This window comes from Streptosporangium sp. 'caverna', assembly GCF_003203775.1.
Lineage (GTDB): Bacteria > Actinomycetota > Actinomycetes > Streptosporangiales > Streptosporangiaceae > Streptosporangium > Streptosporangium subroseum.
The window spans coordinates 4,098,593-4,113,832 of the sequence record NZ_CP029711.1 but is presented as its reverse complement, the minus strand read 5'-3'; the positions used below and the strand labels follow the sequence as shown (position 1 = coordinate 4,113,832).

Below are 15,240 nucleotides of genomic sequence, written 5' to 3'. Positions count from 1 at the left end.
GCGGGCACGGCGATGGGCGACGAGACCTATCGTCGCGATGGCGTCAGCCTGAAAACGGTGTCCCTCGGGCGTTGGACAGACGCCAACGTCCGCGCCGTTGTTCAGGACCGATCACCGATACTCCTCTGGCAGGTACGCCGCACCAAAAATGGCCGATTGTCCGCGTAGTTGCTGGTAAGACGATCGCTGCGATGTCGAGCGGCTGTCAAGGGGGTGGCGACAGAACTGAACACAGCGACACAAATTCGTGACCCTACGGCTTCCATACGAGGCGCGGAGCCCGTAACTGGCATCGATTTCACTAATCGTCATTCTCGGTAGAAATCATCCTATGATCGGGTGATCGCGTTGCCGTTGAACTGGGCGGCGAGCCGGAAGGTTTCGAATCGGCCACATGTCGGGGACCTCCGTTGACGCGGGTTGCGTGGATGCTGACACCATTCTCTGAGAACGGTTTCAGTAGATCAGAGGAGGTCCTGTTGGCCACCATCCACGATGTGGCCGCCCGCGCCGGGGTCTCTCCCGCGACGGTCTCGCGGTTCCTGCGTGGTCAACGGGTGCGTTCGGCGGAGGCGATCCAGGCAGCTGTGGATGAGCTGGACTACTGGCCGAGTGCCACGGCCCAGTCCCTGCAGTCAGGCCGGACGCACACCATCGGCGTGGTCGTCCCCGACATCACGAACCCCTACTTCGCCGCGGTCGTCAAGGGAATGGAATCCGTTACCCGCCACACCGACTACCGCATCCAGCTGGCCAACACGGACGAGAGCAGTGAGCGGGAGGATGCCGTGCTCGCGGAGATGATTCGCCGGGTGGACGGCATCATCCTTGCCCCGGCCACCGAGCAGGACCAGACCCCGATGTATGTCCGGGACGCCGGCGTCCCACTGGTCTTCGTCGATCGCGACCTGCTGGGCGGAGAGCACTTCGACGCCGTCCTGGTCAACAACGTCAAGGGCGGCCGGCAGGCAGGCGAGCACCTGCTCGGTCTCGGCCACACCCGGATCGCCGCGATCAGCGGGAGCCAGGACACCACTCCCGGACGGTGCCGCCGCGAGGGTTTCGTGCAGGCCCTCACCGCCGCGGGCGTCGAGATCCCTCCCGAACACGATTTGGTCGGCGACTTCCGGGAGGAGAGCGGCTACCAGCTCGCCCTGTCCCTGCTGTCGCTGCCCGAACCGCCTACCGCCGTCTTCAGCGCGAACAACCTCATGACGCTGGGCGCGCTCAAGGCCTTGCACGACCTGCGTACGGACATTCCCGGCGAGATAAGTCTCATCGGGTTCGACGACCTTGACACGGGCTCGTTGCTGCGGCCGCCGCTGACCGTCATCGACCGGCCGATGGTCGAGCAGGGAGCGCTCGCCATGCGGTTGCTGTTGCGCCGCTTCGAGGACCAGTACGCAAACGACGGTGCCCGGCGCATCGTCCTGGACACCAAGCTGATCGAGCGGGCCTCGACAGCGCCACCGCGCAAGCCGCGTATCGCAGCAGGCGCGGGTCGAACCGGAAAGGGCCGACAACGATGACCACCGCTCCGCTCGCGGAGGTCGCCGCTTCCAACTCGACGCTGCGGACGTTCCTGCATGGCCTACCCGGTGTGGACCGGGTGGGCGCGGACGCCCGGGCTGCGATGTTGGGCACGCGATCGATCAAGACCACGTCCAAGAAGCAGGCCATCGACCTCGCCATCCGGATGGTGGACCTCACGACGCTCGAGGGCGCGGACACCCCGGGCAAGGTGAAGGCGATGTGCGCCAAGGCGGTTCGCCCCGACCCGACCGACTCCTCCGTCCCCTCGGTGGCGGCGGTCTGCGTCTACCCCGACCTGGTGGCGACGGCCGTACAGGCTCTGGGCGCCTCGGGGGTGAAGGTCGCCTCGGTCGCCACGGCGTTCCCGAGCGGCCGGTCGTCGCTGGAGGTCAAGGTCGCCGACACCGCGCTCGCGGTCGCCGACGGCGCGTCCGAGATCGACATGGTGATCGACCGTGGCGCGTTCCTCGCGGGGGACTACCTCAAGGTCTTCGAGCAGATCGCGGCGGTCAAGGCCGCCTGCGGCAGCGCACACCTGAAGGTCATTCTGGAGACCGGCGAACTCTCGACGTACGACAACGTGCGCAGGGCGTCCTGGCTCGCGATGATCGCGGGCGCCGACTTCATCAAGACCTCGACGGGAAAGGTGTCGCCGGCCGCGACCCTGCCGGTCACGCTCGTCATGCTGGAGGCGGTCCGCGACTTCCTCCGTACGGCGGGCAGGAAGGTCGGTGTCAAGCCCGCGGGCGGCATCAGGACGACCAAGGACGCGATCAAGTATCTGGTGCTGGTCAACGAGACCGCGGGCCCGGACTGGCTCGATCCCGACTGGTTCAGGCTCGGGGCCTCCTCGCTCGTCAACGACCTGCTCATGCAGCGCCAGAAGATGGCCACCGGCCGGTACGCCGGACCCGACTACTTCACCCTGGACTAAGGCGGCCATCCATGTTCGAGTACGCACCCGCGCCGGAGTCGCGGGCAATCGTCGACATCAAGCCGTCGTACGGCCTGTTCATCAACGGCGAGTGGGTCGAGCCCCTCGGTGAGGGCCGCGAGAAGACGGTCAACCCGGCCAGCGAGGAGGTGCTCGCCGAGGTCGCCGTGGCGAGCGAGGCGGATGTCGACCGGGCGGTCCAGGCCGCGCGCAAGGCGTTCACCGTGTGGTCGGCCATGCCCGGATCCGAGCGGGCCAAGTACATCTTCCGGATCGCCCGGATCATCCAGGAGCGGGCCCGTGAGCTCGCCGTCCTGGAGTCCCTCGACAACGGCAAGCCGATCCGCGAGTCGCGTGACGTGGACCTGCCGCTGGTCGCGGCCCACTTCTTCTACTACGCCGGATGGGCGGACAAGCTCTCCCACGCAGGGTTCGGCCCCTCCCCCCGGCCGCTGGGCGTGGCGGGGCAGGTCATCCCGTGGAACTTCCCGCTGCTCATGCTGGCGTGGAAGATCGCGCCCGCGCTGGCCTGCGGAAACACGGTCGTCCTCAAGCCCGCCGAGACCACGCCGCTGACAGCGCTGGCCTTCGCGGAGATCTGCCGGCAGGCCGACCTGCCTCCCGGCGTCGTGAACATCGTGACGGGGGCCGGGGAGACGGGCGGCGCGCTCGTCCGCCATCCCGACGTCGACAAGGTGGCCTTCACCGGCTCCACCGAGGTCGGCCGCCAGATCGCCCGGTCGGTCGCCGGATCGCGCAAGAAGGTCACGCTGGAACTCGGCGGCAAGGCCGCCAACATCGTCTTCGAGGACGCGGCGCTGGACCAGGCCGTCGAGGGCATCGTCAACGGCATCTTCTTCAACCAGGGTCACGTGTGCTGCGCGGGCTCGCGTCTGCTGGTCCAGGAGTCCGTCGCCGACGAACTGCTGGAGGCGCTCAAGCGGCGGCTGTCCACCCTGAGGCTCGGTGACCCGCTGGACAAGAACACCGACATCGGTGCGATCAACTCGGCCGCCCAGCTCGCCAGGATCCGGGAGCTGTCGGAGGCGGGCGAGGCCGAGGGGGCCGAGCGGTGGTCGCCGGCGTGCTCAATCCCCGACAAGGGGTTCTGGTTCCCGCCCACCATCTTCACCGGGGTCGCCCAGTCGCACCGCATCGCCAGGGAGGAGATCTTCGGCCCGGTGCTGTCCGTGCTGACGTTCCGTACTCCTGCGGAGGCGGTCGAGAAGGCCAACAACACGCCGTACGGGCTGTCGGCCGGCGTCTGGACCGAGAAGGGCTCGCTGATGCTGTGGACGGCGTCCCGGCTCCGGGCCGGCGTCGTCTGGTCCAACACGTTCAACAAGTTCGACCCCACGTCGCCCTTCGGCGGCTACAAGGAGTCCGGCTACGGTCGCGAGGGTGGACGCCAGGGTCTGGAGGCGTATCTGGATGTGTGATCCCCGGAAAGCTTACGTACCAGAAGAACGCGGGAAGGCGATGCGGCAATGAGTGAGCGCGTGGTCGTGCGCAAGACGTACAAGCTGTTCATCGGTGGCGCGTTTCCGCGATCCGAGAGCGGAAGGTCATATGTCGTGAGCTCCTCGAAGGGTGAGTTCCTGGCGAACGCGTCCAAGGCCTCCCGGAAGGACGCCCGAGAGGCGGTGGCCGCCGCACGGAAGGCCTTTCCCGGCTGGTCGGCCGCGACCGCGTACAACCGCGGTCAGATCCTCTATCGCGTCGCGGAGGTGCTGGAGGGGCGCCGCAGCCAGTTCGTGGCCGAGCTCGTCGACGCCGACGGCGTCGGCGTGCGCAGGGCCGGCGAGCTGGTGGACGCGGCCGTGGACCGGCTCGTGTGGTACGCGGGCTGGTCGGACAAGATCGGCGCGATCCGTGGATCGGCCAACCCGGTGGCCGGGCCGTACTTCAACCTGTCCAGCACCGAACCCACCGGCGTGGTCGCCGTGGTGGCCCCCGAGGCCGACCCGCTGCTCGGACTGGTCAGCGTGATCGCTCCGGTGATCGTCACGGGCAACACGTGCGTGGTGGTCGCGTCGGAACGGGCGCCGCTGCCGTCGATCACGCTGGCCGAGGTGCTGGCCACGTCGGACCTGCCCGGTGGTGTGGTCAACATCCTCACCGGCTCGGCCGCGGAGATCGCGCCATGGCTGGCGGGCCACATGGACGTCAACGCCATCGACCTCACCGGCGCGGAGCTCGAATTAGCCGTTTCCTGCGAGCAGGACGCCTCCGAGAACCTCAAACGCGTCCTACGCCCCGCCTCCGGGAAAACCGACTGGATCACCGACCCGGGCACCGGCCGGATGACGGCGTTCCTGGAAACCAAGACGGTCTGGCATCCGATCGGGATCTGAGCCCGGCGCGTCCCCTCCCCCCGTCCACGGCTGTACGCCGCGACCTCAGTTGGCAATGCCTGAAACAGCTTGAATTAGGAGGACCGAGATGAACCCGAAAGGTGTCCTCGTCGTCGGGAGCATCACCGCGGATGTCACAGCGTTCAGCCGCCGGCTGCCCCGCCGGGGAGAGACGATTCTCGGCGACGACGTCACTTTGGTCCTGGGCGGGAAGGGCGCGAACCAGGCGGTCGCCGCCGCCCGTGGGGGAGCCCCCACCTGGCTGGTCGGCTGCGTCGGCAGAGACCCGTTCAGCGAGATCGTGTTGGCGGGGCTGCACTCCCACGGGGTGGCTTCGACGGAGATTCGCGCCGTCGACAACCGTACGGGCGTCGCGCACATCAGAGTCGACGCGTCGGGCGAGAACGACATCGTCATCACGCCCCTCGCCAACTCCGACCTGAGCATCGACATGGTGGACGAGAGCATCCGTGCCCTCCGTGACAGGGCGAGCGTGCTTCTCCTCCAACTTGAGATCCGCACCGAGGTCGCCTGTCACGCCGCGGAGGCGGGCGCGCACGCCGGCCTGACAGTCGTGCTCGACCCGGCGCCCGCGCAATCGCTGCCCGACCGCGTCTGGCCGTACGTCGCCGTTGTCACACCCAACGAGAGCGAGGCCACCGCTCTGACCGGCGTGGAGGTCGTCGACCTCGAATCCGCCGAGCGGGCCGCGGCCTGGTTTCTCGATCGGGGTGTACGGCATGCGATCATCACGCTTGGCGCGGCCGGCGCTCTCTCGGTCACCCCGGAGCAGACACGGCACTTCCCCGCCTACCCCGTCAATCCGGTGGACACCACCGCCGCGGGTGACGCCTTCACCGGCTCCCTGGGTGCGGCCCTCGCCGGCGGCCTTGACACCGCCACGGCCATCCGCCGGGGGATGGCGGCCGGAGCCCTGGCGACCACCCGGCCCGGCGCCAGCCCATCGCTTCCCGGCCGGGAGGCGGTGGACGAACTGATCAACCTGCACGCCATCGTGTAAGGAGCCGCCCGATGAGGAGCGACGACGGAACCTCAATTGCCAGTCGGCTCGCGTGATCTCTGAAGTCGGGCACACCGACCGGCTCGTTGCGACCGATCCGGTCTGCCTATCCCCGTACGCCTCGATCCCGGGAATCTCGGCGGTGATATCGAGCGGTGATACAGACAAGTGCGCCGGGGGTCATGACGCCTCACGCCTGGAGAACAGGCGGTCGAGGTGGGCGGTGAGCAGGGTCACGGCTGAGCGGCCGTCGCGCTGCCCGGCCAGCACGCTCGACTGCAGACCGGTGACCAGGGCCAGGACGATGGCCGCCGCGGTGCCCGGATCCTCTTCCGCCGATATCTGGCCGGCCTTCTGGGCCTGCCGGATCTGCCCGGCGACATGATCCTGCAGCGCATTGGCGTAGGCCAGCCCATCGGGGGCCAACTCGGGTTGGGTGAGGGTGAGCGTGTAGTGCGCGGCGTAGGCCAGCATGATGCGACGGCTCTCGTCGTCGACGGGTATCAGGGCGGTCAGTGTGCCGTACAGGAACGTGCGCGGCGTCGCGGGCTCGCCGAGGGCCGCCACGCCCCGCGTCACCAGCTGGACGATCTGCCCGCCCAGGTGCTTGAGCGTCCCCCGCAGCAGTTCTTCCTTGGTGTGGAAGTAGTACTGCACCAGCCGCAGGGAAACGCCGGCCTCGGCGGCGACCTCACGCATGCTGGCCGTGTGCAGTCCGCGCGAGGCGGCGATCCGGACGACCGCCTCGGCGATCTGACTGCGGCGCTCTTCGTGGTCCACTCGCTTCGGCATATTTTTATGATACATGTGTATCATCTAGGTATCCGTCGAAAGGAGCGCACCATGGCAGATCGCCCCCGGATCGGCCGCTTCCGCAACGACAAGGCCCAGAAGCAGTTCCTCACCGGCTACGACGCGGCGATCCGCGACTGGCCGGTGCCGCTGAAGCCACTGGACGTCGCCACCTCCTACGGCACCACCCGCCTCTACCGGACCGGCGCCGCAGAGGGCGTGCCGGTGGTGTTCCTGCCGGGCATGGGCGGCAACACGCTGGGCTGGATCCACAGCAGCGGACCGATCGGCGCCGCGCACCCGGTGTACCTCGTCGACCCCATCGGCGGAGCCGGGCGCAGCGTACAGACCCGGCCGCTGGAGGGCACCGACGACCTGACGTCCTGGCTCGCGCAGATCCTCGACGGGATCGGATCACCCGCCGTCTACCTGGTGGGCTTCTCCTACGGCGGCTGGCAGGCGCTGCTGGCGGCGATCCGCATCCCGGAACGGGTGACCGGCATGACGCTGCTCGACCCGGCCGCGTTCCGCCGCGCCACACTGCGGCACCACGCCTGGGCACTCGCCTGCGGGATCGGCCTGCACTGCCGCCCCTCGATACGGCGGCACCTGGCCCGCCGGCTGCACAGCGACTCGATCAACCGGCCCGACGACATCATGGCCGCGATCGCCGGCACCTATCTCTTCGAGCAGGCGCTCCCGCCCATGGAGCCGCTCACGGACGAGGAACTGGCCACGATCACCACACCGACTCTCATGCTGTTCGGCGCACACAGCACCATGCACGACTCGGCCGCGGTCTCCCAGCGCCTCGCCCGGGTGATGCCCGCCGCCGAGGTCGAACTGGTGCCCGGCACCGGGCACTCGATCGCGCTCGACGTACCCGACCTGGTCAACCCACGAATCCTGGAACACGCCGCCCGCATTGCCCGCCGCTAAGCGGACGAGAAAGCCGGTGTCGACACGACTCCGCTGCGCGAGACTCGCCTGACGGAAGACGCGAGCCGTCCCCGCACGGTCGCGTGAGACGCCGTTGCCGTACGCGAATCCTCAATCGGTGCTGTTTTCTGGGAGCTCAGCGCTCAAGGCTCTCGTCGGTGGAATCGGACGGAGAGGTTCGCGGACGCCCCCTGGATCACCGGGCTCGTTACGAACCCACACGGTGACCGTAGCCCAACGACCTACCCGGGTACCCGGAACCGGGTCCTGCGCCACGACAATGCCATGCATCAAGGGCTCGGGGCTGTCAGGGTCGGGCCCTTGGACGAACAGACCGACATCATGACCGGCAAGCCAGGCGTTCAACGCCTGCATGCCGTAGAAGTCCGGCACGGCGATATTGCTCTCAGAAAGATCCAGATCAGCTCACCCTCCACCAGAATACGCCAGCGGGTGCAAGCGATGCCGCTGACTTCCCGGCCCCGATGCAAGGCCAATTCCGTGCCACCCTGGCACGGGCATCCGTGCTTCTCCGAGCTGCGCCGTGCAGCACGCCCATCGAACCGACGAACGTGACCCGCCTGCGACTTCTTGCTCTCAAAGCACTTCGAGAGCCAGTCTGATCAGTTTCAGAGCCGTGCTCGTCCCAATGGGATCCTCCACTGTTCACGGGCGCCCTTGGTCGTTGTCGCGCGATTCGTCACTCAATCACAGGCGACGTGGCGTCGACTCCTTCGAGGAGGACGGCCAGCCCGATGGCGAAGGCCTCGTCGGTCTGGTGTTCCATGTACGGCGTGGCCTCGTCGGCCTGTTGTTCTCCATGAGGCGCGGACTCGTCATGACGGGCGGGGACCGGCTCCGGTGTCGAGAGCCGGATCGACATGGGGAAACGCTCGGCGAAGTCGGGGGCGAGGCGCTCCAGCAGGGCGGACCGGCTGGTCCACCACTCCTGGTCGGACATGCCGGTCGCGGTCGCGGCGAGCCGTGACTCGGCGGCCGTCTGGGCGTTGCCGCGTACGAAGTGGAACAGCGCGGACACGATGCCGCGCAGGGTCGCCGTGGGCAGCCCCGTCCGGAAGACGATGCCCGCCAGCGTCTCCATGACGGCCTGTTCGTGGGGACCCAGCACGGGACGGGCGTAGGACACCTGTAGCACCCACGGATGCCGCAGGTAGAACGACCTGAGCTCCCCGGCCCACGAGGTCGCCGCCGCCCGCCATCCCTGGCTCGGATCGTGCCCGGTGGACAGTTCGGCGTGCGCCCGGTCGTACATCAGGTCCAGGAGCTCCCCCTTGCCGGGCACGTAGGTGTACAGCGCCATGGAGGTGCAGCCGAGCCGCTCGGCCACCGCGCGCAGCGAGACCCCGGCCATGGGGTCCGCGTCGGCTGCCGCGATCGCCGCCTCCACGATCACGTCGACGCTCAGGGCGCGCTTGGGCCCCGGAGGCTTCCGCAGGCCCTCAGCCTGATGCCCCGGCGCGGCCGGCCCGCCCCACAACAGGGCCATTGACCGGGCCGCATCGCCCTGACCTGCGAAGACGCTCAAAATCGAACTCCTTATGCCATAAGGTGTTATCTTTTTCTCACATCAGTTTATGGCATATGGAGTTACCGAACTCCTGACGACCAAGACCGGAGATCCGATGCTCGAAGCGAAACTGCACGACGGAAGCTCGATCCACGTCGAGGTGCACGGCACCGGCCCCACCGTGCTGCTCCCGGTCAACCCGCGACCGGCCGAAGGAGCGCAGGCCGACGGGATGCGCAAGTGGGGCATGGACCCCGCACTGGGCCGTTCCCTCATCGAGGGTCTCAGCGACGCGTTCCAGGTTGTCGCGTTCGACTACGAGGGCCACCTCATGTCCACGCCCAGAGCCGACACCCTGACGCCTGCCACCATCACCGCCGACCTGCTGTCGGTCGCCGACGCCGTCGGCGCCGACCGGTTCGCCTACTACGGCTACTCCTGGCTGGCCCTCAGCGGGCTCCAGCTCGCCATCCGCACCGACCGCCTGTCGGCACTGGTCATGGGTGGTTTCCCGCCCATGGACGGACCGTACGCGGGGATGCTGAAGGTCACCATGGCCACCCACGAGATGGCGGTCGCGGCCGCGAGCACCCCGAAGGCGGCCGGCGACCAGACGTGGGGTGGCCAGGCGGCCGACAACCAGGCGTGGGGCGACCAGGAGGCCGGCGACTTCGACTGGTCGACCGTCGAGGTCACGCTGACCGAACCGCAGACCCGCCAGTTCGCCACCCTCTACCGGTCGCTGCAGGACTTCGACGACCGAACCGCCCAACCACGGATCACCTGCCCTCGCCTCTGCTTCGTCGGCTCGGCGGACGAGATCTCCTACGGCGAGCGCTGGGGCGACGTCCACATCAGCCTGGCAGGTCCGATCATCGACCATCGCACCGAACTGGAATCCCTCGGCTGGGACGTACACGTCCTCGACGGGCTCGACCACACGCAGGCCATGCAGCCCACCCACGTGCTGCCGATCCTGCGGCCGTGGCTCCTCTCCCAGACCGGCCGCTGACCAGCCGGTCTCACGGCGGGCATTCATCCGGACCGGGGCGAGGCCGCTACGGGGACCACCTCTCGCTGTCCATGCCCTGGAGCAGGAAGTCGGCGTAGCGGCCGCCGGAGGCGGCTCCGGCCGGGATCGCCTTCTCGATCCGGGCGAGGTCGTCCGCGTCCAGCATGACCTCGGCCGCACCGAGGGACTCGGCCAGCCGCTCGCGCCGACGGGCGCCGACCAGCGGAACGATGTCGTCGCCACGGGAGGCGACCCACGCGATGGCGACCTGGGCGACCGTGATGCCCAGGTCGCCGGCGACGTCGCGGAGAGCGTCCACGAGCCTGAGGTTGGCCTCCAGGTTCTCCCCCTTGAAACGGGGGGCGAGGGTGGCACGGAAGTCGTGGGCCGCAAGCTCGCGTCCGGAGCTCCAGTGGCCGGACAGCAGTCCGCGCGAGAGCACGCCGTAGGCGGTGATGCCGATGCCCAGCTCGCGGGTCGTGGGCAGGATGGTGTCCTCCATATCGCGTGACAGCAGCGAATACTCGATCTGCAGGTCGCTGATCGGGTGCACGGAGGCCGCCCGGCGGATGGTGTCGGCTCCCACCTCGGACAGGCCGATGTGACGGACGTATCCGGCCTCGATCATCTCCTTGATCGCGCCGACGGTGTCCTCGACGGGGATCTCCGGGTTGACCCTGCTCGGACGGTAGATGTCGACGTAGTCGGTTCCCAGCCGTCGCAGGGTGTACGCCAGGCGGTCCTTGACCGCCGCCGGGCTGACGTCGGCGCCGGCATGGGCCCACCCTCCGGCCGGGTCGCGCTGTGAGCCGAACTTGACGCTGATCACGACGTCCTCGCGGGAGCGCTCCTGGAGCGCCCGGTGGATGAGGAGCTCGTTGTGGCCGGAACCGTAAAAGTCGGCCGTGTCGATCAGGTTCACCCCGGCGTCGATGGCGGCGTGGATCGTGGCGATGCCCTCGGCCTCGTCCGCCGGGCCGTACAGGTCGGACATCCCCATGGCACCGAGACCGATCACGGAGACGGTGGGGCCGGTCCTGCCGAGTGCGCGAGTCTGCATTGTTCTTCCTCGTCGTTCCGAGCGCCGACCAGCCGGCGCCACGTCCCCAACATGCCGCCCCTACCGATCCGGTAGAAGAGACTCCCTATCCAGGGACTCCCCACCGAGGGATTCACGCTCCCCCTCACCGCGATTTTGCCCTCATGCTCACGGAATCAGCCCAGCCCAACCACCTTGATCAAATTAACGGGTTCCGGGGCATCCAAACGACTCGGTAACGTCCCTGGACCAGTCGGGCATCGGCGACCAAGGATGAATTCATGACGGCCCCCCAGCACCCCGCCTGGTTTTCCTGGCACGCCTTGGCGAGGCTGGTCGTGGTGACGATCCTGCTGGGCGCCATGCTCGGCGCGGGCGCGTGGCGGGTGCCGGCGATGCTGTGGGGTGAAGGGCTGCAGTTCCTCCCCGGCTAGCTCCGGTTTAGGCCCCGCCCGCGATCGTATTCGGTATCCGCGAGGCGGCGTTCGCCCGTCCCGACAGCGGCGACCTCGTTGCCAAGCTCGTGCGAACCGTCACCGACGCCGTCGCCGACGTCCTCGGAGCGCACCTGCGCGACACCATCACGGTCGAGCTCGTCGCCACCCCGGCCGGCCGCACAGCGATCGGAGGCGTGATCGTCGACAGTTAGCACCGTTTCCCGCAGGTCGGGACAGGTAAAGATCGTTGAGTTTGCCGTGCTGACCGTTGGGTGTCCGGGTTCGCCTCACTCATCGGCCGAAGGTGCCGCGATGCCCGGCGTGGACAGGAAGGCCGCGGCAGCGGGTGAGGGCCGGAAGCGACTCCAGATGAGGTGCTCTACGCGGGCCGGGGCGTCGCGAAGCCGGACGACGGGCAGGTCGGGGAGCTCGGGCACGAAGGCGGCGGGTAGCATCCCGATCCCCAGACCCTGCCGGATCAGGCGAGCCATCATGTCGGCGGCCGTCACCTCGAAGGCGACCTCGCGCCGCACGCCGGCCGCCGCGAAGGCGGCGTCCGAATGGGCTCGCCCGGCGGTGCCCGCGGGGAAGTCGACGAAGGGTTCGTCCGCCAGCCGGTGAAGGTCCACGTCTTCCTGGCCCGCCAGCGGGTGGTCGGGCGCCACCACGGCGACGAGGTTATCGCGTGCCAGCTCGCGGCCGCGGACGCCCTGGGGGCGCACGCCCAGGGGAAGCCCCAGGAAGGCGACGTCCAGCGTGCCCTGCCGCACCCGTTCGATCAGCTCCTCGCTTGGGCTGGTGCGGAGGCTGATCCGGACCTCCCTGTGCCGCAGGCGGAACTGCTTCAGCACAACAGGGAGGTCGACCGCCGCGACGGTGGAGATGGCGCCGATGGCGAGCCGGCCGCGGATCTCGCCGGCGGCGGCCGCCACCTCGGCGCGGGCTCGCTCGGCGGCCTCCAGAGCCTGGCGGGCCGCGGGGAGAAACGCCTCGCCGGCCGGGGTCAGCCGGACGCGGCGGCTGGTGCGCTCGAACAGCTTGGCGCCCAGCTCGCGCTCCAGCCTGGCGATCTGATGGCTCAGCGCCGACTGGACGACCAGGCACTGCTCGGCGGCGCGGGTGAAGTTACTCGTCTCTGCGACGGCGACGACGTAGCGCATCTGCTGGAATTCCATAGATCAATCGTGATCCACGATTGACCCGATGACAAACATGCGTTGGACTCATCAATCGTCCATCGCCCAAGGTTGGCGCATGACAGCGATGAGTTTTCCCCCGGATCGCGGCATGTCGCGCGGGCTGCTCCTGCTCATGTCCGTGGCGACCGGGCTGGCGGTCGCGGGCAACTACTTCACGCAGCCGCTGCTCGACCTGATCAGCCGGGAACTGGGGATCGGCCCCTCGCTGGCGGCGCTGACGGTGACCGCCGCGCAGGGCGGATACGCACTGGGACTGATCCTGCTGGTGCCGCTCGGCGACCTGGTGGAGCGGCGGCGGCTCGCCGTGTCGCTCTACGCGCTGACCGCGCTGTTCCTCCTGGTGTCGGCCACTGCGGCGAACGGCACGGTGCTCTTGGCAAGTACGGCCCTGACCGCGCTGACCTCGGTGGGAGCGCAGGTCGTGGTGCCGTTCGCGGTGACGCTGACGGCCCCGGCAGAGCGTGGCCGGGTGGTCGGCACGGTGATGACCGGGCTGCTGTTCGGCGCGTTGCTGGCGCGCACCGCGTCCGGAGTGCTGTCGGAGCTGGGCGGCTGGCAGACGGTCTACTGGGTGAACGCGGTCCTGATGGCGCTGATGGCCGTGCTGCTGCGTGCCTTCCTGCCCCGGCTCGGCGCCGACGGCGTACGCCTGTCCTATCCTGGCCTGCTGCGTTCGACGGTGGCGATGTTCCGGTACGAGCCGCTGCTGCGGTGGCGGGCGGGTATCGGCGCCTTGAGCATGGCTTCGTTCAGCGTGCTGTGGACGGCGCTGACCTTCCTGCTGCTGCAGCCGCCGTACGGCTGGTCGGAGTCGACCATCGGCCTGTTCGGCCTGGTCGGCGCCGCGGGTGTGCTGAGCGCCTCGGTGGCAGGGCGGCTGGCCGACCGCGGGCACGTACAGATCGTGACCGGCGTCGGGACGGTCCTGCTGGCGGTGTCCTGGCTGGCGACCGCCGCCGGGGCACGCTCGCTGGTCTGGCTGCTCGTCGGCGTGATCGCGCTCGATCTGGCGCACAAGCTGGTGCTCAACAGCAACCAGCACGTCATCTACGGGCTTCGGCCCGAGGCCCGCAACCGGATCAACTCCGCCTTCACGACCTCCTTCTTCGCCGGCGGCGCGGTGGGCTCCGCGCTGACCTCGATGATCTGGGTGCACGGCGGCTGGATCGGCGTGTGCGTCCTGGGCGGCGTCTTCTCGGCCGGGACCGCCGTGCTCTGGGTCCTGGAGCGCATCACCATCGACCGGACGGCCGGGGAGCCTCCGGTTCGTCAAGGCCATGACCAGGCAGTGGCCGCCTCGGCCAACTGATCCAAGAAACCGAACCCATCACGTCAAGGGAGTACGAGCGTGTCGCACACCATCCTGATCACCGGAGCCACGGGAACCGTGTCCACCGCACTGATGAACGCGATGCGAGGAGCCGAAGTGAACCTTCGCGCTCTCGTCCGCGACCCGTCCGGCGCCGCTGGGCTCCGGGAGTTGGGCGCCGAGGTCTTCGTCGGCAACCTCGACGACGCCCGGTCGCTGCCCCCCGCCTTCGAGGGCGTACGGGATATGTGGCTGCTCACCCCGAACGGCCCGCGCGCTCCGGAGAACAACATGAACGCCGTGTGGGCCGCCCGCCAAGCCGGTGTGGAGCGGATCGTGCGCCTGTCCGCCGTCGGCGCGGCACACGACGCGCCGACCCGCAGCGGCAGGCTGCACGCGCTGTCCGACCGGGAGGTCGAACGGTCCGGCATGCGCTGGACGATCCTGCGCCCGCTCTGGTTCATGCAGAATCTGCTCAACGAGGCCGGCGACGTCTCCGCCACCGGCACGTTCTCGCTGAACACGGCCTCAGCGCGGATCAATATGATCGACGTACGCGACGTCGCAGAGTGCGCCGCCCGCGTGCTCCTCGACGACCCCGACAGTCATCACGGCCGGACCTACACTCTCACCGGCCCGCGCTCACTGACGTTCGACGAGGTCGCCGACCGGTTGGGGCTCGCTCTCGGCAGGTCCGTCACGTACCTGCCGGTCGGCGACGACGCCAAGCGCAAGATTCTGCTCGGCCACGGCGTCGCGGAATGGATCGTCGACATGCTCGAGGAGTACGCGCGGGCGTATGCCTCCGGCTGGGGCGACTTCGCCACCGACACGGTCGCCGGCCTTCTCGGCCACCCCCCGCGCGACATCGCTGACTTCGTCCGCGACCATGCCGCAGCATTCACCCCGCGCGCCGGCCAGCATGGCAGCCGCGGCACCGGCCGGTAACGACGCCGGCGCATGTCGCACGCCGCGCGGGTCGCGGGGGTCAGGAAGGCGCTGGAAACATTCCGGCAGACTGAGGCATTCGGCGGTGGGGGCGGTCACCGGCCCGTGCTCGGCCGGTTGGCCAAGGACAGCACTGATCGGCGATGATGAGGGGACGGGCACGGTCTTCTCTGGTGATCATAGGCGTCGAGAACC

At 68.8% G+C, this 15,240-nt stretch carries 16 protein-coding genes; 11 read left to right on the top strand and 5 right to left on the bottom strand.

Translation table 11 applies throughout. The features are described 5' to 3' along the window. Positions 1–479 precede the first annotated feature (479 nt). The 5 genes from DKM19_RS18260 (at position 480) to DKM19_RS18240 (ending at position 5,842) form a co-directional block, all read left to right on the top strand. Entirely contained in the window at positions 480–1,529 is a 1,050-nt protein-coding gene (locus DKM19_RS18260) for a LacI family DNA-binding transcriptional regulator (RefSeq protein WP_162641572.1), read from the top strand. After that, positions 1,526–2,467: a deoxyribose-phosphate aldolase gene (gene deoC / locus DKM19_RS18255; protein WP_110696738.1), complete on the top strand. Its 942-nt coding sequence runs from the start codon at positions 1,526–1,528 to the stop codon at positions 2,465–2,467. Before DKM19_RS18260 ends, deoC begins: the two co-directional genes overlap by 4 nt. An 11-nt stretch (positions 2,468–2,478) precedes the next feature. After that, entirely contained in the window at positions 2,479–3,906 is a 1,428-nt protein-coding gene (locus tag DKM19_RS18250) for an aldehyde dehydrogenase family protein (protein ID WP_110696737.1), read from the top strand. A 48-nt stretch (positions 3,907–3,954) separates the two neighbouring features. Continuing rightward, positions 3,955–4,821, top strand: coding sequence for an aldehyde dehydrogenase (locus tag DKM19_RS18245; RefSeq protein ID WP_110696736.1), 867 nt, complete (start codon positions 3,955–3,957; stop codon positions 4,819–4,821). 88 nt (positions 4,822–4,909) lie between these two features. Continuing rightward, positions 4,910–5,842, top strand: coding sequence for a ribokinase (locus DKM19_RS18240; protein WP_110696735.1), 933 nt, complete (start codon positions 4,910–4,912; stop codon positions 5,840–5,842). 180 nt (positions 5,843–6,022) lie between these two features. Here DKM19_RS18240 and DKM19_RS18235 read toward each other — a convergent pair whose 3' ends face one another. Further along, positions 6,023–6,634, bottom strand: coding sequence for a TetR/AcrR family transcriptional regulator (locus DKM19_RS18235; RefSeq protein ID WP_110696734.1), 612 nt, complete (start codon positions 6,632–6,634; stop codon positions 6,023–6,025). Positions 6,635–6,685: 51 nt separating this feature from the next. Between DKM19_RS18235 and DKM19_RS18230 the strand changes: the two genes are divergently transcribed. Beyond that, positions 6,686–7,573, top strand: coding sequence for an alpha/beta fold hydrolase (locus tag DKM19_RS18230; RefSeq protein WP_162641570.1), 888 nt, complete (start codon positions 6,686–6,688; stop codon positions 7,571–7,573). Positions 7,574–7,684: 111 nt separating this feature from the next. Here the strand turns inward: DKM19_RS18230 and DKM19_RS52960 are convergent, their stop codons facing one another. Then, entirely contained in the window at positions 7,685–7,966 is a 282-nt protein-coding gene (locus DKM19_RS52960) for a PASTA domain-containing protein (protein WP_204358848.1), read from the bottom strand. Positions 7,967–8,273: 307 nt separating this feature from the next. Continuing rightward, the gene (locus DKM19_RS18220; RefSeq protein WP_110696732.1) at positions 8,274–9,119 is read right to left on the bottom strand and encodes a TetR/AcrR family transcriptional regulator C-terminal domain-containing protein; all 846 of its coding nucleotides are present in this window, start codon (positions 9,117–9,119) and stop codon (positions 8,274–8,276) included. Positions 9,120–9,216: 97 nt separating this feature from the next. Here DKM19_RS18220 and DKM19_RS18215 point away from each other — a divergent pair, with 97 nt between their 5' ends. Next, complete coding sequence (locus tag DKM19_RS18215) at positions 9,217–10,113, top strand: alpha/beta hydrolase (protein WP_110696731.1); 897 nt, start codon at positions 9,217–9,219, stop codon at positions 10,111–10,113. Positions 10,114–10,159: 46 nt separating this feature from the next. Here DKM19_RS18215 and DKM19_RS18210 read toward each other — a convergent pair whose 3' ends face one another. Continuing rightward, positions 10,160–11,173, bottom strand: coding sequence for an aldo/keto reductase (locus DKM19_RS18210; protein ID WP_110696730.1), 1,014 nt, complete (start codon positions 11,171–11,173; stop codon positions 10,160–10,162). 260 nt (positions 11,174–11,433) lie between these two features. Here DKM19_RS18210 and DKM19_RS49525 point away from each other — a divergent pair, with 260 nt between their 5' ends. Continuing rightward, positions 11,434–11,586, top strand: a complete 153-nt coding sequence (locus DKM19_RS49525) for a hypothetical protein (RefSeq protein ID WP_162641569.1) — start codon at positions 11,434–11,436, stop codon at positions 11,584–11,586. 89 nt (positions 11,587–11,675) lie between these two features. Next, a complete protein-coding gene (locus tag DKM19_RS18205; protein WP_204358847.1) occupies positions 11,676–11,801 on the top strand; it encodes a hypothetical protein in 126 nt (41 codons plus the stop codon). Positions 11,802–11,876: 75 nt separating this feature from the next. Here the strand turns inward: DKM19_RS18205 and DKM19_RS18200 are convergent, their stop codons facing one another. Beyond that, complete coding sequence (locus DKM19_RS18200) at positions 11,877–12,764, bottom strand: LysR family transcriptional regulator (protein WP_110696728.1); 888 nt, start codon at positions 12,762–12,764, stop codon at positions 11,877–11,879. Between the two features lie 79 nt (positions 12,765–12,843). On the opposite strand from DKM19_RS18200, the gene DKM19_RS18195 reads away from it, so the two are divergent. Beyond that, a complete protein-coding gene (locus tag DKM19_RS18195; protein WP_204358846.1) occupies positions 12,844–14,097 on the top strand; it encodes an MFS transporter in 1,254 nt (417 codons plus the stop codon). A gap of 39 nt (positions 14,098–14,136) precedes the next feature. Beyond that, complete coding sequence (locus tag DKM19_RS18190; RefSeq protein WP_110696727.1) at positions 14,137–15,045, top strand: SDR family oxidoreductase; 909 nt, start codon at positions 14,137–14,139, stop codon at positions 15,043–15,045. Positions 15,046–15,240: the final 195 nt, after the last annotated feature.

Excerpts from the sequence above, each read along its gene's own strand:
- deoC (WP_110696738.1), top strand. The coding sequence starts at position 1,526 with ATGACCACCGCTCCGCTCGCGGAGGTCGCCGCTTCCAACTCGACGCTG.
- DKM19_RS18250 (WP_110696737.1), top strand. The coding sequence starts at position 2,479 with ATGTTCGAGTACGCACCCGCGCCGGAGTCGCGGGCAATCGTCGACATC.
- DKM19_RS18245 (WP_110696736.1), top strand. The coding sequence starts at position 3,955 with ATGAGTGAGCGCGTGGTCGTGCGCAAGACGTACAAGCTGTTCATCGGT.
- DKM19_RS18240 (WP_110696735.1), top strand. The coding sequence starts at position 4,910 with ATGAACCCGAAAGGTGTCCTCGTCGTCGGGAGCATCACCGCGGATGTC.
- DKM19_RS18235 (WP_110696734.1), bottom strand. The coding sequence starts at position 6,634 with ATGCCGAAGCGAGTGGACCACGAAGAGCGCCGCAGTCAGATCGCCGAG.
- DKM19_RS18230 (WP_162641570.1), top strand. The coding sequence starts at position 6,686 with ATGGCAGATCGCCCCCGGATCGGCCGCTTCCGCAACGACAAGGCCCAG.
- DKM19_RS18215 (WP_110696731.1), top strand. The coding sequence starts at position 9,217 with ATGCTCGAAGCGAAACTGCACGACGGAAGCTCGATCCACGTCGAGGTG.
- DKM19_RS18210 (WP_110696730.1), bottom strand. The coding sequence starts at position 11,173 with ATGCAGACTCGCGCACTCGGCAGGACCGGCCCCACCGTCTCCGTGATC.
- DKM19_RS49525 (WP_162641569.1), top strand. The coding sequence starts at position 11,434 with ATGACGGCCCCCCAGCACCCCGCCTGGTTTTCCTGGCACGCCTTGGCG.
- DKM19_RS18200 (WP_110696728.1), bottom strand. The coding sequence starts at position 12,764 with ATGGAATTCCAGCAGATGCGCTACGTCGTCGCCGTCGCAGAGACGAGT.
- DKM19_RS18195 (WP_204358846.1), top strand. The coding sequence starts at position 12,844 with ATGACAGCGATGAGTTTTCCCCCGGATCGCGGCATGTCGCGCGGGCTG.